This window comes from Acinetobacter rathckeae, assembly GCF_015627125.1.
In the GTDB taxonomy this organism is placed as follows: domain Bacteria; phylum Pseudomonadota; class Gammaproteobacteria; order Pseudomonadales; family Moraxellaceae; genus Acinetobacter; species Acinetobacter rathckeae.
The window spans coordinates 1-24,993 of sequence record NZ_VTDO01000002.1 but is presented as its reverse complement, the minus strand read 5'-3'; the positions used below and the strand labels follow the sequence as shown (position 1 = coordinate 24,993).

The 24,993-nt window shown below is 38.2% G+C and carries 16 protein-coding genes and 1 pseudogene; 3 read left to right on the top strand and 14 right to left on the bottom strand.

Annotated features, from left to right (window positions below; translation table 11 throughout):
• Positions 1 to 26: 26 nt before the first annotated feature.
• Together cueR and I2F31_RS03635 are read right to left on the bottom strand one after the other, a co-directional pair.
• Entirely contained in the window at positions 27 to 434 is a 408-nt protein-coding gene (cueR, locus tag I2F31_RS03640; RefSeq protein WP_195768179.1) for a Cu(I)-responsive transcriptional regulator, read from the bottom strand.
• An 8-nt stretch (positions 435 to 442) separates the two neighbouring features.
• Positions 443 to 2,905, bottom strand: a complete 2,463-nt coding sequence (locus tag I2F31_RS03635) for a heavy metal translocating P-type ATPase (RefSeq protein ID WP_195773476.1) — start codon at positions 2,903 to 2,905, stop codon at positions 443 to 445.
• A gap of 136 nt (positions 2,906 to 3,041) precedes the next feature.
• Between I2F31_RS03635 and I2F31_RS03630 the strand changes: the two genes are divergently transcribed.
• Together I2F31_RS03630 and I2F31_RS03625 are read left to right on the top strand one after the other, a co-directional pair.
• A complete protein-coding gene (locus tag I2F31_RS03630; RefSeq protein WP_195768177.1) occupies positions 3,042 to 3,236 on the top strand; it encodes a heavy-metal-associated domain-containing protein in 195 nt (64 codons plus the stop codon).
• A gap of 250 nt (positions 3,237 to 3,486) precedes the next feature.
• Positions 3,487 to 5,892 carry a membrane-bound PQQ-dependent dehydrogenase, glucose/quinate/shikimate family gene (locus I2F31_RS03625; protein WP_195773475.1) on the top strand — a complete coding sequence of 802 codons (2,406 nt, stop codon included), beginning with the start codon at positions 3,487 to 3,489 and terminating at the stop codon, positions 5,890 to 5,892.
• A 92-nt stretch (positions 5,893 to 5,984) separates the two neighbouring features.
• Here the strand turns inward: I2F31_RS03625 and I2F31_RS03620 are convergent, their stop codons facing one another.
• The 8 genes from I2F31_RS03620 to I2F31_RS03585 form a co-directional block, all read right to left on the bottom strand.
• On the bottom strand, positions 5,985 to 6,470 hold the full coding sequence (locus I2F31_RS03620; protein WP_195770211.1) for a hypothetical protein: 486 nt from the start codon (positions 6,468 to 6,470) through the stop codon (positions 5,985 to 5,987).
• Positions 6,439 to 7,089: a hypothetical protein gene (locus tag I2F31_RS03615; RefSeq protein WP_195773474.1), complete on the bottom strand. Its 651-nt coding sequence runs from the start codon at positions 7,087 to 7,089 to the stop codon at positions 6,439 to 6,441. The genes I2F31_RS03620 and I2F31_RS03615 overlap by 32 nt, the downstream gene beginning before the upstream one ends.
• A 449-nt stretch (positions 7,090 to 7,538) precedes the next feature.
• Entirely contained in the window at positions 7,539 to 7,775 is a 237-nt protein-coding gene (locus I2F31_RS03610) for a DUF1272 domain-containing protein (protein ID WP_195773473.1), read from the bottom strand.
• Positions 7,776 to 7,860: 85 nt separating this feature from the next.
• Positions 7,861 to 8,754, bottom strand: coding sequence for a GNAT family N-acetyltransferase (locus I2F31_RS03605; protein WP_213014807.1), 894 nt, complete (start codon positions 8,752 to 8,754; stop codon positions 7,861 to 7,863).
• 170 nt (positions 8,755 to 8,924) lie between these two features.
• Complete coding sequence (locus I2F31_RS03600) at positions 8,925 to 10,952, bottom strand: M13 family metallopeptidase (protein WP_195769337.1); 2,028 nt, start codon at positions 10,950 to 10,952, stop codon at positions 8,925 to 8,927.
• Between the two features lie 92 nt (positions 10,953 to 11,044).
• Entirely contained in the window at positions 11,045 to 11,539 is a 495-nt protein-coding gene (locus I2F31_RS03595; RefSeq protein WP_195773471.1) for a GNAT family N-acetyltransferase, read from the bottom strand.
• Between the two features lie 80 nt (positions 11,540 to 11,619).
• Positions 11,620 to 12,525 (bottom strand): KPN_02809 family neutral zinc metallopeptidase, encoded by a 906-nt coding sequence (gene ypfJ, locus I2F31_RS03590; protein WP_195769335.1) that lies wholly within the window; start codon positions 12,523 to 12,525, stop codon positions 11,620 to 11,622.
• 35 nt (positions 12,526 to 12,560) lie between these two features.
• The gene (locus I2F31_RS03585) at positions 12,561 to 13,478 is read right to left on the bottom strand and encodes a DUF808 domain-containing protein (protein WP_195769334.1); all 918 of its coding nucleotides are present in this window, start codon (positions 13,476 to 13,478) and stop codon (positions 12,561 to 12,563) included.
• A gap of 193 nt (positions 13,479 to 13,671) precedes the next feature.
• Here I2F31_RS03585 and trpS point away from each other — a divergent pair, with 193 nt between their 5' ends.
• The gene (gene trpS, locus I2F31_RS03580) at positions 13,672 to 14,682 is read left to right on the top strand and encodes a tryptophan--tRNA ligase (protein WP_195769333.1); all 1,011 of its coding nucleotides are present in this window, start codon (positions 13,672 to 13,674) and stop codon (positions 14,680 to 14,682) included.
• Positions 14,683 to 14,788: 106 nt separating this feature from the next.
• Here the strand turns inward: trpS and I2F31_RS03575 are convergent, their stop codons facing one another.
• The 4 genes and pseudogenes from I2F31_RS03575 to I2F31_RS03560 all read right to left on the bottom strand — a co-directional run.
• Positions 14,789 to 20,848 carry a hypothetical protein gene (locus I2F31_RS03575; protein WP_407647861.1) on the bottom strand — a complete coding sequence of 2,020 codons (6,060 nt, stop codon included), beginning with the start codon at positions 20,846 to 20,848 and terminating at the stop codon, positions 14,789 to 14,791.
• 10 nt (positions 20,849 to 20,858) lie between these two features.
• Positions 20,859 to 22,124 (bottom strand): hypothetical protein, encoded by a 1,266-nt coding sequence (locus tag I2F31_RS13535; RefSeq protein ID WP_456050107.1) that lies wholly within the window; start codon positions 22,122 to 22,124, stop codon positions 20,859 to 20,861.
• A gap of 645 nt (positions 22,125 to 22,769) precedes the next feature.
• A pseudogene (locus tag I2F31_RS13530) lies at positions 22,770 to 23,864 on the bottom strand (two-partner secretion domain-containing protein); the annotation flags it as partial.
• 43 nt (positions 23,865 to 23,907) lie between these two features.
• The coding region (locus I2F31_RS03560) for a ShlB/FhaC/HecB family hemolysin secretion/activation protein (protein WP_195773468.1) at positions 23,908 to 24,993 on the bottom strand (1,086 nt) is incomplete at its 5' end.

Here is a 24,993-nt window from a genome sequence, read left to right as displayed (position 1 = left end):
TTTTACACTGATTTTTTATCATCATTTTATGTACTTGCTTGCGTTTTACCCTGTGCAATTTTATCTAAAATTGGACAATCAGCTTCTGTATTTCCTGCACAACATGACACAGCCTGTTTTAACAAACTGACCATGCCCTCTAATTGCTGTATTTGTGCATTTAATTTGCCAATATGTGCCTGTGCAAACGCTTTCACATCGGCACTGTGTCTGGTTTGGTTTTGCCATAACTGCAATAAATATTTCATTTGTTCTGTTGAAAAATGCAGTGCTTTGGCATGCAAAATAAACTGTAGCGTCTCGATGTGTTTTTCATGATAAATTCGATAGCCTGCACTGCTACGCTCGACTTGGGTTAATAAACCGACACTTTCATAGTACCGAATCATTTTACTTGAAAGTCCTAAACGCTTTGACACTTGCCCAATATTCATGACACACCTCAACCATTATCGTCTGAACGAAAGCCTTTTAAACGCAGTGCATTAGTCAAGACAAATACCGAAGACATCGCCATTGCCGCCGCCGCCACCATCGGCGACAATAAAATATGCGTATATGGGTACAACACGCCTGCCGCCACAGGAATCAGTGCAATATTATAAATAAACGCCCAAAATAAATTTTGCTGAATATTACGTATGGTCGCTTGACTCAATGCAATGGCATCTACCGCTGCTTTTAAATCACCTGACATTAACACCACATCGGCAGATTCTATGGCAATATCTGTGCCTGTACCAATCGCAAGCCCAACGTCGGCATGCGCTAAAGCTGGGGCGTCGTTAATGCCATCACCAATATAGGCCACCTTGCCATATTTTTGTTGTAAGCTTTTTATAGCATCTACTTTACCCGATGGCATCACCCCTGCAATCACATCATCAATATGTAAAGTCTTGGCAATCGCTTGGGCGGTATTTTGCTGATCGCCGGTAATCATCACCACTTTCAGACCCAAATCTTGTAACTGTTGCACAACTTTTGTACTGGTTTCTTTTATCGGGTCAGCCACAGCCAATATAGCTACAAGCATACCATCTATCGCTACATAAATTGGCGATTTAGCTTGCTGTGCCAGTTGCTCCGCCTGTACGTTAAATACTGAAATATCTATATTTAACTGTGCCATAAAACGGTCAGCACCAATCTGTAGCTTTTTATCTTGAACCGTTGCCTGTATACCCAATCCTGTTAGCGTTTCTACTTGCGTCGCGTGAAATAGTGCAAGCTTTTGCTGTTTTACATAATCCACAATAGCTGTGGCAAGCGGGTGGTTTGCATACTGCTCAACCGAAGCCACATATTGTAGAATTTGGCTTTTGTGCTGCTCATCTAAACAAATAAAATCGGTTAAGGTCGGTTTGCCTTGTGTGAGTGTGCCTGTCTTATCTACTCCCACCGCTTTGACTTCTTTGAGTTGCTGTAATGCGGCACCCTGACGAAAAAGCACGCCCATTTGTGCGCCTTTTCCTGTGGCCACCATAATTGAGGTAGGGGTTGCAAGCCCCATCGCACAAGGGCAAGCAACAATTAATACCGCAACGGCATTGACCAATGCATAAGAAATAGATGGGCTTGGCCCAAACACCCACCAAACAAGACCTGTCAACACAGCAATGCACATAATCACAGGAACAAACCACAGCGTGATTTTATCTACCCATGCCTGTATGGGCAGTTTACTGGCCTGTGCCTGTTCGACAAGCTGAATAATCTGTGCCAGTAACGTATTTTGATGCAGGGCTTTGACTTGGACTTCAAGTACCCCCGTTTGATTGATTGTACCCGCACTGACATGCTCACCCTCGTGTTTTTTTACGGCTAAAGGCTCACCTGTAAGCATCGACTCATCGACTACACTTTGACCTACAAGCACCACACCATCAACAGGCATTTTTTCACCGGCATAGACCAACACTTGCATGTCTAAAGTGACATCAGCAATAGCAATGTCTTCAATCACAGTACCCTTTTTCACATGCGCGATTGTCGGTTGTAGGCCAATCAGTTGCTGTATGGCTTGCGTGGTTTGCCCTTTCGCTCTTGCCTCTAAATAACGCCCCAACAAAATTAGCGTTACAATCATGGCAGCGGCTTCAAAGTATACATGTACTGCCTGAGGTGGTAACCACTGTGGCAGAACTGTTGCAATGACTGAATAAAGATATGCTGCTAATGTACCTACCGCCACCAAGGCGTTCATGTCTGGTGCACGGCGTAGCAATGCAGGTATACCTTTTTTATAAAACTGTCGTGCAGGAAAACATAAAATAATGCTGACCAAAAGCCCTTGCAACCACCAATTTAAAGATTGACCTAAAACATGGTCGAGCCATTGCTGCCAAGCCATAGACACATGACCAAGCATAGACAACAACATCACTGGTATCGTCAGTACAGTCGCTTGTATTAGCTGATGCAGTAAAACCTGTGATTGATCTGTAGGTGTTTTTTGTTGTGGCTCTGCCTGTGCAACCACAGTTGCACCATAGCCTGCACGCTCAATGGCTGTCATTAAACTCGAAACAGCAACATCAGTATTAGCAATAATATGGGCTTGATTGGTGGCTAAATTTACCACGACATTTTGCACACCTTGTACTTTTAATAACGCCTTTTCTGCTCGCCCAACACATGAGGCACAGCTTAAACCTTGTATATCTAACACAATATTATGTGTCTGTACGTCTTCAACGTCGTAGCCTGCTTTTTGAATACATGCAACCAACTGTTGGCGGTCTAAATGATCACCCCATATCACCGCTTTTTCGGTGGCCAAATTCACACTCACTTCGCTGACCGCGACTTGTTTTTTTAATGCCTTTTCTACTCGGCCAACGCATGATGCACAACTCATGCCTGTAATACGAAGTTCAATATGGTCTATTGTTGTGTGATTCATGGTTGACCTATACGGCATGTTTAATTAATTTTACTTAGATTAAACCTTGACAGTATGGCAAGGTCAAGCCTATTGACCTTACCACAATGGTCAGGTTTACAATGACCTTTCAAAAACAAAATTAATGGAGTAACCCATGAAATTTCATATTCCCAATATGACCTGTGGCGGTTGTGTACGTGGTGTCACTGCGAGCATTCAAGATGTAGATCCTAATGCCCAAGTCAAGGCAGACTTAGAGCATAAAACCATTGAGGTCACCTCACATTTAGATGCAAGTCGTATTAAAAAGGCACTCGATGCCGATGATTTTCCTGCAACTCAGATTTAAATAAAAACTTGAACAGCATCACAGTATATTGTCTGATACTTACCGAACACCGATATACTGTGACAATAACCTAACAATATCATATTATGATAAAACCATAACTTCACTAAAATAAACAATAGGCCATCATTGATTCAAATAACAGGGATACATCAATGATGATGCACTTCAATCATATGAGTAACCCAAAGTGGTTATACATCATATTTTAAAAACGTAAATACAATAACTAAGTCTTTTGGAGGGTTAAATGGATATACCAAAGACACAAATGCACATCGTGCTGACAAAAATTTTTGCTGTGATCGTCATACTCATTGCATTGCCTTTATTGTTTGGTGGTATTTACCTGAGCACACTCGGTGGCTCTTGGTATTACCTACTTTCAGGGCTTGCATTGGTCGTTTCAGGGCTACTGCTGTTTAAGGATAAACTGATTGGTGCCCATATTTTTGGGGTGTTTTTCGTTGCCACCATTGCGTGGACCATCTATGAAACAGGGTCACGGTTTTGGGGTTGGATTCCTCGCTTAGCATTATTTGCAGTTTTGGCCTTCTTCTTAACCTTACTATTACCTTATATTGGTCAAGGTATACGCAAAAAGTTGGCTTATACACTCACATCGATTATCGCTGTGTGTTTTGCAGTTGCACTCGTGCTTGCATTTTTACCACATAACGAATATTCATCAGATGAAGCCTTTCCAACTCAAGCGCTCACCAATACCAATAATAATGACCCAACGCAGGCAGACTCCGACTGGAAATATTACGGTCGTGATGCCAACGCAACACGCTATTCACCACTTCAACAAATTAATGCAGACAATGCTAAAGATTTACAACGTGCGTGGGTTTATCACACAGGTGATTTACCACCTGCAGGTAAAAAAGACCTTTGGGCTGCAGAACACACCCCGATCAAAGTAGGCAATGGTTTATATGTGTGTAGTGCGACCAACAATGTTAGCCGTATTGACCCTGCTACAGGTAAAGAAGTCTGGAAGTTTAAGTCAAACGTTGCTTATAAAAGTATCCCTTATACTGCAGCATGCCGTGGCCTAACCTATTACGAATCAAAAACCATTCCAACAGGTCAAGCCTGCCATACACGCATTGTACTTGGTACGCTTGACATGCGTCTGATTGCACTCGATACCGAAACAGGTCAACCCTGTGAAAACTTTGGTGAACATGGCACAACTGACTTAAACAAAGGATTAGGCTATACCGTACCAGGATTTGTTTCTGTCACCTCACCTGTCACGATTGTTAAAAATACGATTATTGTGAACCATGAAGTCCGTGATAACCAACGCCGTTGGGCACCATCGGGGGTGATTCGTGGCTATGATGCTGAAACAGGCAAATTCAAATGGGCTTGGGACATGAAACGTCCAGATGACCATAGTGAACCAAAAGATGGGCAAGAATATAGCCGTGGTACACCAAACTCTTGGTCACCTATGGTGAGCGATGAAAAACTTGGCCTCGTGTATGTACCTATGGGTAATGCTGCAGCCGATCACTATAGTGCAATGCGTAGCCCTGAAGAAGAAGCCGTAAATGATGCTGTTGTGGCATTAGATCCAGACACAGGTAATGTACGTTGGAAATTCCAAACCGTACATAAAGATGTATGGGATCAAGATTTAGGTTCACAGCCCACCTTAATAGACTATCCTGACAGTACTGGTAAGCCTGTACCTGCTATGCTCGTACCCACTAAATTAGGGCAAACCTTTATTCTCAACCGTGAAACAGGAAAACCTTTAAGCAAAGTTGAAGAAAAACCTGTACCAACGACAGATGGCGTTGCAGATGACCCACGCTCACCAACACAACCATTTTCTGTAGACATTCCACGACTTGGCTTCCCTGATTTAAATGAAACCAAAATGTGGGGCGTTTCACCCATTGATCAAATGCTATGCCGTATCAAATATCGTCAAGCAAATTATCAAGGCATAGATACACCACCAAGTTTAGATAAACATTGGATTATGTATCCTGGTAATAACGGTGGTAGCGACTGGGGTAGTTATGCTTACGATGCAAATCGTGGTGTGATTATTGCCAACTGGAATAATGTACCGATGTATGGTCAACTCATTACCCGTGCTCAAGCCAATAAAGATGGTTTGGAGTCTATGGATGCTAAAAACTACAAACCTGTTGGTGGTATAGGTCGCCCAATGTCTGATACACCTTATGGTGTCGAAATTAGTGCTTTCTTTAGCCCAACGGGTATGGTTTGTAGCGAACCACCATATGGCATGATGAGTGCAATTGATCTACACACTAAAAAAATCTTATGGCAAAAACCACTTGGTAGTGCTGAGCGTAATGGCCCATTTAATATGGCAACGCATTTACCAATTAATATTGGTACACCAAACAATGGTGGCCCGATTATTACCGCAGGTGGTGTGATCTTTGTTGCAGCAACGACAGACAACAAAATCCGTGCCATAGATCTTAAAACAGGTAAAGAACTTTGGAGCGACACATTACCTGCTGGTGGACAAGCAACACCAATGACCTACTCTATTAATGGCGAGCAATACCTCGTGATTATGGCAGGTGGTCACCACTTTATGGGTACAGGCGTAAGTGATGCACTTGTGGCATACAAACTACCTAAAAACATAAAATAAGCATTCAACATGTATAAAAAAGACCAGCACATTGCTGGTCTTTTTTATACTTTAATTGAGCATATAACTTAATGACGTTTTAGGTAAGTTACTCAATCTTTATTACACTGTTTATCTTGCCCTAAAGCACGAGCTTTATCTATCGCCAAACGCTCTGCCAGTATACTTTGGTTCGCATTGAGCGTTAACAAACTGGCTTTGAGTGTATAAAGTGTAAGCTTCGATGTCTTTATATCAATAGGTGTAATGATTGTTTTGAATATATATGTTCCAAAAGGCGGTCTACCATAAAAAGTTCCAATCTTATTTTCACGATCCAAATGAGCCTCAACCGTTAAATAGTCATTTGAGTTTTTATATTGCACACATTTAATATATGCCTGTTTTAAGTTTGCATATGCCTGAACATAATTTAATTGAACTTCAACTGACCCACCACCATTTATCGACTTCGAAACCAATTCTGCATCTGACGTAGGTAATATGGCTCTTACACAACCTTGCATGAGTGGAAATGAAATGCAGACACATAATATCATCGCTCTTTTAATAAGTTTTGATATTTTTAAGATTTGCATGCTCAATGCCCTCAACAATACGTTTTTTAATGATAATAGATTCTGGTTCATTGGCTTTAAACCTTGAATCAACCTCATATTCCGCAATAAATACGAGTGGTTTTGCATTAGGTTGTTGATCAATACCTATGACATAGTCTTTATTTTCTTCTAAATGCACATTTTTAATTTCAGTAAAATAGCTATGGCTCCCTACACCACTTACAAAAACAATATCATGCTGTCCTATAGGCAACTTCACTTTTAATTGTGAGTAATCAAACCTAGACATCGTCGTTGAAGGACTCAATATTGAGTTTTCTGCAAACTTCACACGCTTTTGATCAAAAGTATATATGGTATATGGATAAGCACTTAAAGAACCTGAACCTTGGAAAAAGGTGTATGGGATTGTTTTAATTGTGGCATATTTCTGTGTTGGGCTCACCAATTGGGCTACATATAATTCACGCTTTTCCGCAATAGGTGCATCTGATCGTATATCTAGATAGCGCTCTTCTTTTGGAATATACAAAGGTAACATTGAAACAGATTTTTTATTATCTGCTGTTTCTACTACTTGGCACCCCGTCAGACATATACAAAATGACGCTAAGACTGAAATTAATTTAATAGGCATTGGTTATTATCCAAATTTATTTATGGATTTGTCATAAATCCGATCAATATGTACTCATCTGTAATACTTAGAACTTACATAGCGATGATTAGAACCTTTTTAAATGATTAATAATTATCATTTACTATATGTGATTATACATATTTAAAATAAATATATTGTATTTAAAACAGCCTCTTAGATCTATTTTTAATGCAAGATCAACTAGGTATTTGTTTCACCCAAATGGCACAATTAAGGTCTTGCCTATCGGTGATCTATAGCTTTCACTCGCAGATGCTTTCAACATCTTCATTATAAACTTAAAACGCTAACTTCTTAATATTGTGTATCTGGTCAAACAAATAGCGTGAAAGCACCTAGAGATACAACATATTACTCCCAAAAAACTTTGTGTTTTATTCAAATCAACCTAAATTATATCTTCTTCATTTGGAATATAACCCCACTTAACACCCTGTTAATTTATAAACCCTATGCTCTGATGCAGGAGAATTCATTAATTTTTCTTTAGGGCGACGAGGCCGTTTTAACAACTCTCCCCCACAATTCGGGCAAATATAATTAAGTTTTTTATCTGCACAGTCACTACAAAATGTGCATTCAAAGCTACAAATAAATGCTCTCACTGAATCAGCAGGTAAATCAACATCACAACACTCACAACTTGGACGTAGCTCTAACATTTTGTACTCCTGCAAAAATCTTAAACTATGGCATATAAACTAGTCACATCAAACACTATACTTAAAAGCTAAAATATGTAGCGTTCTATTCCAAAACAGATAGCTTTTTAATATAGGTATTGTATTGTTGGGAAGGTTGTATCTTTAAATATTTCACCAAGCTGGTCATATAAAAATCTGTACTGTCTGATTCAAAATATAATTTACTATATTGCTTTAAAAACATACCCATGACATAAGAGAAAAAACCACAATAATAATCAATTTCCGACTCAGACTGCCCACCCAAATATGCAAGTTCAACAGATTTATGATCTGAGTCGCCAAATAACATATAAGCCAAAACACCATCTGCCCCCAAGTATGCTGTATCAAATTGAGAGCCTATGAGTACGATCGACTGATCTAAATCTAATGTCTCTTTCACACTCTCAAAAAAAGTGTTTTGATCAAATTTAAGGTTGAGTGGGTTTACACTTTCATGATATTTAAAATAATTTGAATAAAATATTGTTTTAAATTGATTAAACTCATCCACATTCAGTTCATTTAATTTTTTGGTTTCGTACATCATACTTTCTGAAGAAACCTCAATGACCTCAATATCAAATGTCTTTCTCACCAAATAAAACTGATGCTTTAATAAAAAATCATTAGCCACAATATTTTTAGCATTAATCAAGCACTGTAACCTATCAACACATTGCATACATTCTACATATTTTAATAGTTTTGAAGCGATGCCCTGACGCTGAAACATAGTAGAGACATGAATATAAAAATAATGATTACTTGGATGAAAATCATTGGTATAGATGACACCTACACCCACAATATGATCTAAATGTGTTGCAATGACAAAATGATTATCTTGATGGTTTAAATACGCTAACTTATGAGAATAAAGATACTTGACAAGAGGTAATTCAAATTTACTGCCAAGATTATTTTTACGAATGTATATCACATTGGCACACATATAATCACCCCAAACCAACTTATAAACATACCATATAAAATGCGTTTAAATAGGTATTCTAGAGTTTTTATACAAAATCAAGTGTCTGATTTTAAAATATAATTCATGACATTCAATATACTTCCACTATAAAGTCAGCAGAAGTATATTATTTTATTGAACCGTACAAACTACCAAATAGATACTCGCTTCTGTGGTGCAAGATACATTTGATCGCCTTTTTTCACACCAAATGCATCATAAAACGGGCTTTGATTCAGTAAAGTTACATTTCCTCGTACTTTATTTGGAGAGTGTGGATCAGATTTCAGGTACTCAAGTTGTTGCCCATCTCTTATTTTTTCACGCCAAGCTTGTGCCCAACCAATATAAAAACGTTGTTCACCCGTTAAATGGTCAATGACCGGAGACGGCTTACCATTGAGCGAGAGCTCATATGCTTTATAAGCAATCGACAGTCCAGAGTTATCTGCAATATTTTCACCTAAAGTTAGCTCACCGTTTACATGATAGCCTGGTAATACCTCATAATTATTGTATTGTGCAATTAATGCTTTTGTTTTTTCTTTAAACTTCTTTTGATCCTCTGGCGTCCACCAGTTTTTCATATTTCCCATCGCATCGAATTGACTTCCTTGATCATCAAAGCCATGACTAATTTCATGCCCAATAATCGCGCCAATTGCACCATAATTGACTGCATCATCTGCTTCCATATCAAAAAATGGCGGTTGTAATATTGCAGCAGGGAATACAATTTCATTTAGTGTTGGATTGTAATACGCATTTACTGTTTGGGGTAACATTCCCCACTCGTCACGGTCGACTGGTTTACCAAGTTTACTTAATTCATACTGATGCTCAAACTCACGAGAGCGTATGACATTACCAACTAAATCACCACTCACAATATTTAAACCAGAATAGTCACGCCATTTATTTGGATAACCAATTTTTACAGCAATTTTTGAGAGCTTTTCTTTTGCTTTTATTTTAGTTTCAGTACTCATCCAATCTAACTTATTAATACTTTGTTCATACGCTTTTAAAAGATTATGTACTAAATCTTCCATACGCTGTTTCTTTTCAGGTGAAAAGTTTTTTTCAACATAAATTTTACCTAAGCTTTCACCTAAAGATGCTTGAACAACTTCAACACCACGCTTCCAGCGAGGCTTTTGTTGCTTTATCTCTCTTAACTGAGTACTGTAAAAATTAAACTGATTGTCAACAAATGCTTGGCTCAATAAAGGTGAAAAATTATTGACTAAGTGAAATTTAAAATATGACTGCCATACAGTAAGAGAGTTATTACGAATAATTGGATCTAATGCTTTCACGAAACTAGGCTGTGCAACCTGAATGGTGTCAATTTTTCCGGTCAAGCCTTCTACATCTAAATATTGCTTCCAATCAATCTGTGAGCTAAGTGTAGATAAGTCTTTAGTTTTATAAATATTATATGTTTTTGGTGTATCTCTGTTTTGTACATTCGTCCACTGAGCTTGTGCGAGTTGAGTTTCCAAACGTAGGATATTTTTTGCACTGTTTTTTGCATCAGTGTCACCCACCAAACTCAGTGTTTTTTCAATATATTTTAAATAACTTTGTCTTATTTCCTTAAATTTCTTATCATCTTTTAAGTAATAGTCACGATCAGGTAACCCTAAGCCACTTTGATACAACTCAACAATTATCTTCGTTGAGTTCTTCATATCTTGCGTAATCCCAATATCAAAAGGTGTGGTTACTCCAATTTTTGAGAAATCTGCAACTAAACTTGCAATATCTTTTTTTGTTTGTAACGAATTAACTTTTGCAATTTCTGCTTGTATGGGCTGATAGCCTAATTTATTAATTTCACTTTCATTCATAAAACTAGAATATAAGTCTGCAACTTTTTGTTCATCTGTACCCTGAGAAAAACTTTTACTTGCTACACTATTCACAATCTCATGTATTTGACTTCTAGATTTTTCATCTAAAATAACAAAAGTTCCCCATGTAGACTTATCATCAGGAATACTATTTGTCTTTAACCATAATCCATTAATGTGCTGATAAAAGTCGTCTGTAGGCTTCGTACTATTGTCAAAATACTGAGATTCAATCCCAGACTTATTTCCTTCAGCATACACTGTTAAACTTGTTAAAAGCATAGCACTTAATAGTGCTGTTTTTATATATTTGAATTTCAATGAAAAACCCTCTATTATCATTTCAGGCTTTATGATCAAAGAATAAAGCCTGCTAAGTTACAAAGAAAGCAAAATATATACCAATATATATATTATAAATCTCTTCTATAAATAAAATCACCGCCATCTGTACCAACTCGTTCAAATAAGAATTTTTCGAGTAATCGAATAGAATACGTATTACGCATATCAACAGATGCTTCTAAACTTTTTATATTTATATTTATATTTATATTTTCAATCAAAAACTGAATTAACCAATTTAACGCAGCTGTCCCATAACCTTGATTCCAAAACTCTTTAAAAATCACATAGCCAACATATGTTTTTTGTTCATCTTTTAAAATAGTGGCTTGTATTGTGCCTACAGGTACAGTTTTAGTATCATCTTGATAAATCACCCAGTTCAACCATGTCTCATTACTATTTAATGAGCCATTTACTAAAAATGTATATCGTTCTTTTAGCTCATTTATAGTTTGGTACTGCACATCTGAAATAAAATGATAAATGTCTTTGTCTTGTAAAGCTTGAAAAGTTTGTTCTGCATCATCTACACACAAAGTGAAAACCTTGAATGGCTTCATGTTGTTCTCTCATTTTATAAAAACAACTGAATCATAAAAATAAGACCTTTTTAAATCAATACTTTACAAAGGTCTTAAACTTAAATCTCTTGCCCAAAACTATCACAACTGCTGATGTTGCCTGACTGAAAACCTCGATCAAACCAGTGCATACGCTGTGCACTTGTACCATGCGTAAAGCTATCTGGTACAATCTGCCCTGTAGCACGTTTTTGCAAATAATCATCACCAATTTTTTGTGCAGCGTCCATGGCTTCAGCAATATCACCTTCATCTAAAAAGTGTTCACGATCATTGGTACGTTTTGCCCACACACCAGAGAAACAATCTGCTTGTAATTCTTGGCGAACAGACAATTGATTGGCAATTTTTTGGCTAGATTTAGCACTCAGCTGTGACACTTGTTTTGAAATGCCTAACAACGTTTGTACATGATGCCCTACCTCATGTGCAATTACATAAGCCATCGCAAAATCGCCCGCTTGCCCTTTGGTATTGAGTTCTGTTTGATTTTTTTCACCAGAAATACCCATTTTGCTACGCATATCTTGGAAAAAAGTCGTATCTAAATACACTTTTTGATCAGCTGGGCAATAAAATGGCCCCATTGCGGCTTGGCCTGTGCCACAAGCTGTAGCCGTTGTACCACTGTATAAAACAATTGTGGGTGGTGTATATTGTTTGCCTTGCTCTTTAAAAATTTGCGACCATGTTTTTTCTGTATCTGCCAAGACTGTGGTCACAAATTGTTTAGATTCGGCTTGCTCTGCTGTTGGCTGGCGTAGTGCCTGCCCTTGTGTTTGACCAGCACTTTGCGATGTAATTTGTTTGGTCACTTGGTACGCTTGTTGTGGGTCTGCACCAAAGAACTTCCATGCAACAAAGGCCACAACCAAACCCACAATACTAATTCCACCTGTTTTTACAGCACCGCCACCACGGCGATCTTCAACATTGGTGCTCTGCTCTCTATCTTTCCAACGCATAATGACTCACCTTAATATTCTATTCTCACCTAAACTCACGATGCAGATGACTTTTTAAATATTTTTTGCACCAACATCACCAGTAAAACCACGACAGCACCCGCAACCACACCCAAGACCAGATTCACACCTGTTGGCACTAAACTACCAATAATAAAGCCTACATTTGGAATTTGTCCTAAACTTTCTGTGTTGTGTTCTGTGAAATGATGCACCGCAGGCACTGCATGAGCAATAATTCCGCCACCCACTAAAAACATTGCCACTGTACCTACCACAGACAATGTTTTCATTAATTTAGGTGCAAATGCCAAAAGCAGTTGGCCTATTTTTTGTTGCCATATTGCTGTTTTCTTTTGTAAAAACAAACCAAAGTCGTCAATTTTTACAATCAACGCCACAAAGCCATATACACCAATGGTCATGGCAACAGAAATAATACTCATTACAATAATTTTATCAATCAATGGTGCTGTTGCTACAGTACCTAAAGTAATCACAATAATTTCAGCAGACAAAATAAAATCGGTACGGATTGCACCTTTTACTTTCTCATTTTCATAACTGGCTAAATCTTGAGGCTGATTACCTTGTGTCTGTGTTTTTTCACTTGAGGCTTTATGCATAAACATATGCATGACTTTTTCTACACCTTCATAGCATAAAAACAAACCACCAATCACTAAAAGTGGCGTAATCAGCCACGGTATAAACACACTAATCAATAATGCCAAAGGCACTAAAATACATTTATTATAAAAAGAGCCTTTTGCCACTTTCCATACGACAGGCAACTCTCGGTCTGCAGAAACACCTGTAACTTGTTGTGCATTGAGTGCTAAATCATCACCCAACACCCCTGCTGTTTGCTTCGCAGCTGTTTTGCTCATGACCGCAACATCATCTAATACTGTTGCAATGTCATCTAATAAAAGCAACAAACTACCCGCCATAACACACCTGTCTTTTGTTTTGATTTTAGCTTTATATTAAAGATATTCTGTAAGATTGGCGAATATAAACACAATATATTGATAAAGTTTTCATCAGAAAATATAGATTAGTGGCAAATTATCACATATTGCTGTTGAATATCGTACAATAGCTAAATTATTGCTAACAACAAAACATCTAGGATTGACTCGTATGAGCACAGATCAACGCCCAATTATTTTGACTGGAGACCGCCCGACAGGACAGCTTCACCTTGGCCATTTTGTGGGTTCACTACGCTCTCGTGTGGGGTTACAAGACTCGCACCATCAACATATTTTATTGGCAGATGCACAAGCATTGACTGATAATGCAGATAACTTCGAAAAAGTACGTCGTAATATTATTGAAGTTGCGACAGACTATTTGGCTGTGGGCATTGACCCCACCAAAACGACCATTTGTGTGCAATCGCATTTACCTGCACTCAATGAACTGACCATGCTGTACCTTAATTTTGTGACAGTATCTCGTTTAGAGCGTAACCCAACCATTAAGTCTGAAATTCAAATGCGTGGTTTTGAGCGAGATATTCCAGCTGGTTTCTTATGCTACCCCGTTGCACAAGCCGCAGACATTACGGCATTTAAAGCCAGTGTTGTACCTGTAGGTGAAGATCAAATTCCAATGATCGAACAAACCAACGAAATTGTACGCCGTATTAACCGCCAAATTGGTCAAGACATTTTACCTGAATGTAAAGCACTACTCTCAAATACAGGACGCTTACCAGGATTTGATGGTAAAGCGAAAATGTCAAAATCTTTAGGTAATACCATTGTATTAAATGCGACTGATAAAGACATTAAAAAAGCGGTCAATGCCATGTACACTGACCCAAATCACTTACGTGTAGAAGACCCAGGCCAAGTTGAAGGTAATGTGGTATTCACCTACTTAGATGCTTTTGATCCAAACAAAGAAGAAGTTGAAGAACTTAAAGCGCATTATCGCCGTGGTGGTTTAGGTGATGGTACGGTCAAAAAACGCCTAGAAGCGGTACTTAAAGAAATGATCGAACCTATCCGAGATCGTCGTAATGAATTGTCAAAAGATCCTGACTACATCATGGATGTACTCAAGGCTGGCACTGAAAAATGTCAAATCGTTACCCAAAGTACTTTAGATGAAATTAAGCATGGCTTAGGTATGTTTAAATTTTAAGTTATGGGGAACCATTGGAGTTTGACTTACGCAATTTGGCTATTTCTTACAGAACACACACATACTGATACAGCATGTTGACTGAAAGATACAGCCAAATCACTTACTATGAAAACATAGAAAGACAGATAGGTCGCCCCCTATCTAGATTCAATTTTGTGCGTAACAGTCCCCCAACTGTTACGCATTTTTTTTGCTTTTGCTTTACGGTAACCCCCCCAATCAGGTTGTTCAGGTCAAGTTGGCTGCCTTGCCATTGGCCTTGAATGGTGCTTTGTATGTCTGTGCTTTCTTGGCGTTGGCCACTGGCTCCTATGGTAAATCCATAAGTCGCTGTGCTAGCAACAGCTCCCGCCACCGCCGCACCTGCTGCAATTTGGGCAGTAGCAAGGTTGGTTGTCGCCATGGCAATATTGGCTTTACTGTCATTTAAGGCGTCTTTGGTAATTTTTCCTGTCGCATAGTCTTGTTCTGCTTGGCTATATGCTTGCTTTGCATCTTTTAAGGCTTTAGCAGCATCTTTTACTGCAATCACAGCAAGGGCTGCATCTAGATAGGCGTTACGTACACCTATTTCTGTAGAAATGGTTTCTACATGGGTTTTTTGTTCTGTAGTGGTTTTATTTTCATAACCACCAATATTTAGTGCACCTTGCCCCTGATCAATCTCTGTTAAGCCTGTAACTTTAATCTCTTGGCCATAAATGTCTATCCCTGTATTGCTTTGTATCTTTAAATTGCCTGCACTGATTTGACCTGCTTTATGCGATGTGGAGGTCGTTGTGGTACTTTGGGTGATGTCTTCTGATTTGGAACCTGCAACACGTATGCTGTCTTTGTTAAGCTTTAAACCTAAACCTTTTATGGTTTCTTCACCCTGACTGCTCATGTTCTTCGACTGTTCTTCAGCCGCATCAAGGGTGACTTTTTCTCCTGTGATGAGGACGTCTTTGGCATGAATATCTGTGCTGGTTAATGTGGTATTGCCTAAGCCTTGTATGCCTATGTGGGTGGCATTTAACTGACCTGCATTTTGGGTGATGTTTTGGCTGTATGTTTTACTGCTTTCTCCAATGCTCATCGGGGCTTTAAACAGTGGCAAGCCTTCCATACCCATTGCAGTTACCTTAATCAGCTCTTTGGCTATGCCTCGGTATCCTGATTGGTGTTCATTCCATTGTTCATTTTGGGTCGCAAGGGTAGAGATCTGTATATTTTGTGGCAAAGGGGTCGTCGATGGGTTAAGTTGCCCATTGGCTGTGTTGGTTTTTACGTTCGCAATATACAGGTCTTGCCCTGCATTGATCTGTATATTTTTCCCTGCGTTGAGTTGTGTTTGGGCGATGTCTTCATGGACATAGCCAACACGGTTGTTTTCATATTTTATGGCATTCTTTTTTTCTGATTTAAAGTCACTGCTTTCACTATTCACAGCAGATAGTAACTGTAAGTTTCCATGGTCAGCATTTAAGCTGATATTACTCCCTGCATTGGCAATCAAGTGAGTGGCTTGTAAATCACCCATTTGACTCGTCATTGAGATGTTCTGGCCTGCATTGAGTGTATTGGCAATGGACTGTTTTAAGTCGTATTTGAACTGGACATCTTCGCTTCTTTTACCCAGTAACCCTGAACTTTGGGACAAATGGCGCTCATCTATGCTGTTGCTATTTAATCCATTGCTTAGGTGGATGTTGTCTTGTGCATGAATGTTTATAGCACCTTGTGTACTGTCGGCACTGAGCATGTAGTCTGATGATAACCATGTTCTGTAATTGGTAAACGCAGGGTCTGTTTCTACTAGGTAAGAGGCTTGTGTTGCTGTCGCTACTTTATACAGTGCACTGTGTGGTATTTGGACTGTGCCTAAGTCAAGATGGCGAACTTCATCTGCTTGAACAGGGTTTGGCGTTGAAACAGATGGGCTTGGAGCTGCTTTTTGTTGGGCTTCAATGGCTGCAACTTGCTGTGGTGTGAGTGTTTCACCCAAAAGTACAACTGAATTATTTTCAGGAGCTTTGACCACAGTTCGATTTGAAGTATGCTCTATTTCGTTTGACTCAAGCGGTGTGTTTGTACTGACTGAACTTTGATATTCAACAACCTGTGGGATCTCTTGTTTTGATCTTACAAGATCAGTTTCACGTACAACTTGATCTTGGGTATTTGGCAATAACTTGGTGTTTACTGCCTGTGGTTGCTGATCTGATGTTTGAAGTGTTGCTTGAGTATTGACGTGACTTTCACGTTCAATCTGTCTAATGTCTTTTTTATCTGCTGTGATTTCATAAGTACGATTAACGTCGAGATCATGGCGTGTCGTTAAGGCATAATCTGCTTTGCTCTCCGAAGTGTCAGAGCTTTTCACTGGCGCAACGTTCAATTCTTCTACAGTCTCAACAACATGTAACTGATACATCTGTTGGTCTTTTGGTTTTGTATCTATGTTGTCATTATCTTTATTGATCGCTTTTATCTGTGGTGAACTTTCAGTGACTGCTCCTTCCGTCAAAACAATTTGCTTATTTTTTACACCAACCGTAGCAACATCTTGCGTATTTGATACTTGTTGGCTAGGTAATAAATTTGTATTGTTTTCTACAAGATTAGACCTACCTTTTGTAATCGGTCCAATGTCTTTCTTATCTACTGTGACTTCATGAGTACGCTTAACGTCGAGATCATGGCGTGTCGTTAAAGCATAATCTACTTTATCCGAAGTATCAGAGGGTGCTAATGCAGTAGAATGCTGTTGATTGATGACCTCAAGAACTTCTATCTCACCTGTTTCTTGATTGATTATCATCCTTACACCTAAAGGTGTATCTTCTCCTGAAAAGACATTCAATTGACTTTGTTGATTGACATTTTTTTGTGCATCAATAGGCGTGATTAATCTGCCTTCAGCTTTTGCTTGTTTGACTTCATCTAAGCCCGCATTTTGCGTATTTACAGTGGCAGTATTTGCTCTAGGTGCATCAACCTGTTGTACGTTTGATGTTGCTTGTATTTCTTGTTCACCATCCACAGTTTTTTGCAATGGTGTACTTATAGAGGGCTGATTCAATGAAATGTGTTGACCACTGTCTTCTTGAACCGTGGTATCGACCGTTTTTTGTGAACCTGTAGCAATGTCTTGTTTTTTGTTGATATCCGTACTTGAGGTAATGGCATTGATTGTACTTGCCTGTGGAGTGGATGATGACTTTTGTTCTAATGGTGCAGTTGTTGCAGGTTGTAGTCCAGATGATGGTTGGCTACCTACTTGTTGTAGTGCTTTTTCATTGCTTTTTTCCGAACCAGTGGTTTCAATGGCTTCATTAGGATGAGATCCACTTACAGCATCTGTGGTTGGCGTATTTGATGATACCAGTGTATTTTTAACAATCTTACCAAACGTGGCATTTTGAGTGGTTACTTCATCTGCTGGGGTGTATGCAGCATGATTTTTATATTTATCTCTCTTATATTGATTAATACCTTGCGTTTCATATTTTACTTCATGGTATACGTAGTTTCCATTAGATACATTAGTAATATTCTTTAACTCAGTGGTTTGATTATTGAGTACACTATTTTCTATAAATAGATCACCACCAACAATCACCTCACTATTGATATTATTAAACGCATTGGTATGAACATTTAAACTTCCACCAGCAATAATTTGTGCAGGGCTACTTTGCTTGACAATTTCTTTTTTTACAACTCGGTCATAATTGTAAATACCATAATCTTCGGTAATCTTTTTATATTGTTCAGGAGTTATTAACTCCTCGTGCGAACCGATAACTTCTCTATTTCGACCAGAGCCAATATATTCATATACAGTGTGATAATATGGACGTATCCTTTCTTCATCAGGTTTTAATACCCATAATTCTCCATTTGGCGCTCTGTCGATATTTCTAAGCTGAACAACACTAGAATCCCATCTTTCACCATTCTTTTCATATTCTGTTACATGCTTACGCTCTACTTCTTCAAGCTGAACCACCAAATTAAGATTTTTATTATCAATCTTATCGGCAGCGAGCGACATATTACCAATGGACTCTATACGAGCACTGCCATTGTAAATAGATTTACTTTGACCCGTGGCTTGATGCTGACTATTGAGTGAACCACCAACAAATAAATCACCCTGACTAAATATCCATGCATTATCAGCTGCTTTTTCATGAATATTATCTTGCTGTGCAAAGTTATTTAAATACTGAACGCCTAAATCCATATTGCCACGTGAGGCAATGACACCACCTTGTTGAGGGGTATTACTGTTATTTAATGTCACTGCATCTATAGCAACATGGTCACCATAAATTCTTGCTCCATTATTATTAATCACTTGAGATTTTAGATACGTTTCACCACCATTCATTAGACCATAATTATCAATATATTCTTGTGCTTTTATTTGTGTGTCTTTTGCACTAACTGTACCCGTTGTTTCATTAATTACTCGATTAGCAGTTAAATTAATTTTTTGACCAGCTGTCAGTGTTGCCAAGTTACGAATGTTTTGATCACTTGTAATAGATAATGCACCATCTACGAGGAAATGATCATTTTCTGTATGTTCATAATTATCTTTGACATGAACACTCATATCACCATTGGTTTTAAATTCACCTGACGTGGTTAAACCTTTTAAATCTAAGTTAATTTGCTGACCAGCAAGTATTTTTCCTGTATTTGTAAATACAGTATCTGCTGCATTTAAACTAAAGTTTTGACCAGAAATCAGCATACCTTGGGTATTATCAAGTGTCCCTGAAAGATTAAGCCTAGTATTACTTAATCTTTGTGATCTTCCAAACCACCCATGCGATGCGAAAAGATTAAGTGTGGTATTATTTACAGCAACCATACTGCCATTATTATTGTCAATTTGCTTCGCATAAATTTCAATATTTTGGCCAACAATCCCCTTAGTGTTGCCATTGTTTGTAAGGTAATCGACCGCTAATCCCACATCACCTTGCGAAGTAATTTGTCCATGTGTTGAACTCAAAGAAGAACGACTATTATCAATGTCTTTTGCTGTAATCGAAATTGACTTTTGACCTGAGAGCAATCCGTCAATATTGGTCACTCGACCATTATTCACCCCCAAAGTCAGTCTTTCACCAGCCAGTATCGTGCCTTTCGTATTGTTGAGTTGATTACTATCAATTGTTATATTTGCACCTGAACCAATATAGCCAGATGTATTCATTAAATTTCTCACATGATTGAGTGTGATGTCCCCATAACTCAATATACCTTGATTAGATGTATTCGATCCGTCATTAATTAAGTCTTGCCCTTGTGTGTCAATGTTTAATTGATGGGTAGCCTGAATGAGTCCGCCATTATTTATCAAACCATAAGATGTCATATTTAGACGCTCTTTGGCGATGATCTGACCTGTGGCTTGGTTACGGGTGTCTTTGATGCTTAAGTCAATCTGACCACCTGTCAATTGGCCTTGGTTTTCTAGCTGTTGACCAATGAGCTTCAGCTGGTTTTCTCCTTGTATCAGCCCGCTGTTGTTCACTGTATCAATTTTAAGTGTCAGGTCTTTTGAAGCCACTTGGCCTTGGAGGTTGTCTAATTGCTTGGCTGTGATCTTCGCTGTTTCTTGACCAATGATACGACCTTGGTTGTTGTTGAGCTGGTTGGCTTGCTCTATCACCAGCGCACCACCACTGATGATCCCTTGTTTGTCTTGGGTCGCTTGGTTGTCTATGTCACCGCCTTTGGCATCAATCTGTAGCTGCTCTCCGGCTTGGATTAATCCTTGTTGGTTGATGATGCCTTGAGCAATTAAATCTAGGCGTTGCCCTGCTTGTAGTGTACCTGCACTGTTGTCAAAGTGACCCGTTTGCTCGATCTTCATCGATTGCTTTGATAGCAGTTTACCTGCTGTATTTTGCAGCTGTTGCCCTTCAATCTGTAGCGATTCTCCTTGGATCAGGCCTTGACGGTTATCTATCTCTCCACCGACCAGACGGATTTCTCCCTTGACACTACCAATCTCTCCTTTTTGGTTGTGAATTTGATCACGACCTGTCAGTGTGATGTGATCATTGGCAATGATGTGTCCACTGTTGTTATTGAGCTGTTGACTGCTGACCTCTAGCTGGCCTGTGCTTTGAAGCTGGCCTTGTTGACTGTTGTCTATCGTCGTGGCTTCAAGGGTGGCTTTTGTTCCTGCACTGATCGATCAGACCGTGTTGGTTGTTGAGGCTAACGCTTGTCAATCCAAGTGTTTTACCACTTTGAAGAGTGCCTTGTTGGTTGTTTAAATCATGGCTGTTTACGCTCACATCACCCAATCCAACTAAACGACCAGATTGGTTGTTCAGACCTTGTGCAACCGCAATCTTGAGCTGTTGGCTTTGATCTGTTTGTAATAGTTCTCCTGAATCATGGTTCAGTGTGTCTGCTGTAATATCAATCCCTAATGCTTGGGTCTTGGCATGATTGAGGTCAATGTTTTGGCCTTGTACGCTAAGATGGCCTTCACTTGCAATATTTCCACGTGCACCGTCGAGTGTGCGACTGTTGATCTCTAGTTGGCCTTTGCCCGCATGTACTATGACGCCTGATTGGTTGTTCAGCTGGGTGCTTTGTACACTTAGGTCTGTGGCATTGGTCTTGATTTGGCCTTGTTCGTTATTGATCTGTGATAACTGTATGCTTTGGGCTGTTTGACCAAGTTGTAAGAGTTGGCCTTGTTGGTTGTTTAGGCTGTCTCCAGATACGCTGATTTGGTTGGCTTGGAGTTGGCCTTGTTGGTTGTTGAGGCTGTGGGATGCACTGAGTGTTAATTGCCCTTTCGATTGTACTTGGGCTTGGGCTGTAGAGAGGTCGCTTTGCTTCGAGGTCAGGGTAATGTCCTGAGCACTGATCTGGCTATGCTCTAGATTAAGTATATCTTGTGTAGTAATCGTTGTTCTATTCGTAGCCTCTAAAATCCCTCTGGCAATTATATTCTGGCTTAAAATATTTAAGTTGCCATATTTAACAGTGTTATTCAAACCAGCTATCGATACGCCATGAATACCTTGAGAGAATAAACTGCTTTTTATAGCAATATCTTGACTTGAACTTAATACTCCATCATTTAAAACTTTATCTATTGCGATATTTAAATTTTTCTTGGCATAAAGCTGCCCATAATTAGAAAAATCTTGTCCACTTAGAAGAATACTCTCTCCTTGGATATTACCTTTATTATTTAAAATTTCATGGCTTACAACATCAATAATATTATTTGTCGCGATATTACCAAATTGGTTTTCTAATTTTCCAGACTTAATTGTAAGATTATTTTGAGAGGTAAGTTGCCCTGACGTATTATCAACAAGTCCTTTTGCATCTAAATGAAGATCTTTATTAGCTACAAGTTTCCCTTGCGCATTATTAATATCTTCAAATGAAGTAATCTTTGCCATATTACTTGCGAATATCACCCCATTACTATTGTCAACAGCCTGATTTTTTATATCAATATTTTGACTAAAAATTTCACCCTGCTGATTACTTAAATAATTTCCATTGACCGTCAAATTTTTTGAATTAAGCTTTCCATCATCATTATTTATAGAAATATTACTTATAAAATTTTCAACATTAATTTGCCCTTCTTTATTACTTACCAAGTCATTTATAGATAAATTGAGTTGTCCATTGCTATAAATATGCCCTTGATTATTTATACCAGAAGCTGAGATGAGCGTACCTGACTGGGTATAAACCTTACGATTTACCTTGTTATTAGATGCATTATTAGATGCATTATTAGATGTTATTATTCCTATTTCACCTAATTTATTTGATAGTTTTTCTGTACTTAACTCTAAATTTTGTTGTCCTTCTTGTACAATGAGCCCTATGTTTGTAAGCACATCAGAATGAATATTAAGTTGTTGACCCGTTATCTTCCCCGTATTGATTAAATTATTTTTATTCTCTATAAAAATTTCATCATCCGTATTCAGTGAACCTTCATTATTAATATTTTTTGTATTAATCAGTATTTTATCTTGTTGACTTTGAATAACATTCTGGTTTTTCAAGCTATCCACTTGGATATTTATCTCGTTTTGATTCGAGACTATACTACCCTCTCTAGTATTGGTAAGATCACCCTGAATATTTAGTTTTAAGGGCCCAGTATTACTACTTAATGTACCTGAGTTACGGACTCCCACTCCATTTTCTGTCGCGATGAGTTGTATCTTTTTAGCATACATCCCTCCTAAGTGTGCAACATCTATTGCAAATTCAGGCTTTGACTCAGATTGATGATTCCCATTATCCAAAGGTACCACCTTCTGGTCATCTTCTACCTTATATTTAATCTCATTCTCGCCAGTAATTGTAGTCAGATTCTCTGCAACTAGATTCCCACTAAGTTTTAATGCTCTTGCATAGATATCTGTGTAAGGAGTTAGGCTACCATTTAAGCCCTTCCCAGCAATTGTAATGTCTCCTTTTCTGACTAGAAAAGATTCTAAATAACCACTAGAATCAAACTTACTTTGGCCAGTTGTTAAGGTAAAACGATCTGCATTAATCACCCCACAGCCATCACAAACTAAACCTGTAGGATTTGCAATAATGACTTGTGCAGATTTTCCAGCAACTTCAACAAACCCTCGTAAATAGCTTGGGTTATTACTATTTACTTCATTTAAAATAACTTTGGCCTCGCCTCGACCAAGCCAAGGATTACCTTGAACCCAACCAGCTAAGTTTGTCTTTGCTGTGGTTCTTGAGTTATTTAAAATTAATCCTTCTTGACCCACATCAAATTGAGAGTATGTATTTCTAGAAACTCCCATAGCACTTGGTGTTTGAATATTCACTTGTGTAATATGATTTGCTGTTTCTAAAATTGTTGGTTGTTGATGTAACGGTGCTGAACGATCACTAACGATTTGACTGTCTGCAACAACAAAAGTAGGGCAAACTACAACTGTTGCCCCAAGTCCGACCATAATCGAGAAACTAATAGACTTTAATTTTTTATATGTAATTTCGTGAGCATTTGCAACATCCGCTAAAACTGTACTATTTCTGCACCCACCTGACTGCCCCAATTGCTTTTTTTTACTTTTAACATATTCAGCAACAGCAATAAACACACCCAAAGCTTGGCTAAAAATAACACGATAGCAGTTCTTATTCATCTGACTCACCCAAAATAAATACTAAATAATAAAAAAAAGAAAATTAAAAATTCCAATTCAAATTTAAACCTGTCACTAAGTGATCAGGCTTCATCTTAGTTGGTTGCTCTAAAGGTGTTGAAACAAAAATATCATAGTTCAAATTCAATTTTGATATTTGGCCTTTTAGACCAATGGCTGTACCAAGTAAGTGATTATCTGTTTTTTGATAAGAAGGCTTATTTTCAATATAATCATAGCTCTTCCCTCCAACAGATCCATAATCTATTGCCCAATAAAGTAAATGAGGTGAATTAAAGAGAGAAGAGTTAAATTCATTTCTAATAGAAAATCCGTTTGTTCCAACAAGCGTTTCCTCACCACTAAAACCACGCACACTGTAACGATTACCAATGGAAAAACGGTCTTGAGGTGTTAGAATTTTATCACTATATTGATAGCGTAAATCCATACTATAAGAAAATGGTGTGGAGGAAATTTTAAATGGAATCTGTAATGTTGAATTTGCTTGCCAAATCCCAACACGGGTAAAGGCTTCATTAAATTGTTCTTCTGATGAAGGAATTGCCCCAAAAGCACCCGTTCCACGCTTATAAGAAAGTCTTGACGTTATCGTCGCTTTGTTTAAATATTCAGTATAATCTATATGGAATTGCCAACCGCCAGTACGTCGATATTGTGAAAGCACTTCAACATCATTAATAAAATTATGGGATTGTCTCCACCACCCTCCAGTACCTAGAGACACTTTACGATACGCATCTCTATAAACTAAATATGTAATATCAAAATTAAGTTGATTGCTGTTGCCTCTATACTGGTAGTTCTCATTTTTACCCACTACATTTTGGCTGTACTTAGAGTCACTATAATTCACAGAAAATAAAAAGTAATCCCATGGCACGGTATAATTCAAATATACACTTGTACTTCCTTTATTCTTTTCATGCTGGAATACATCATGCGTATAACTTGTATAAAATAAATCATTCAGCGTTAAAAGATGATCAAAGGACATTGTCGCTGTACCTTGATATTTAGCTGTTGTTTTAGAACCAGAGTCATCTAAACTTAAATGAATTCGATAAGGTCGGCTTTGTTTCCAAGTCAAATCTAAATCACTATAACC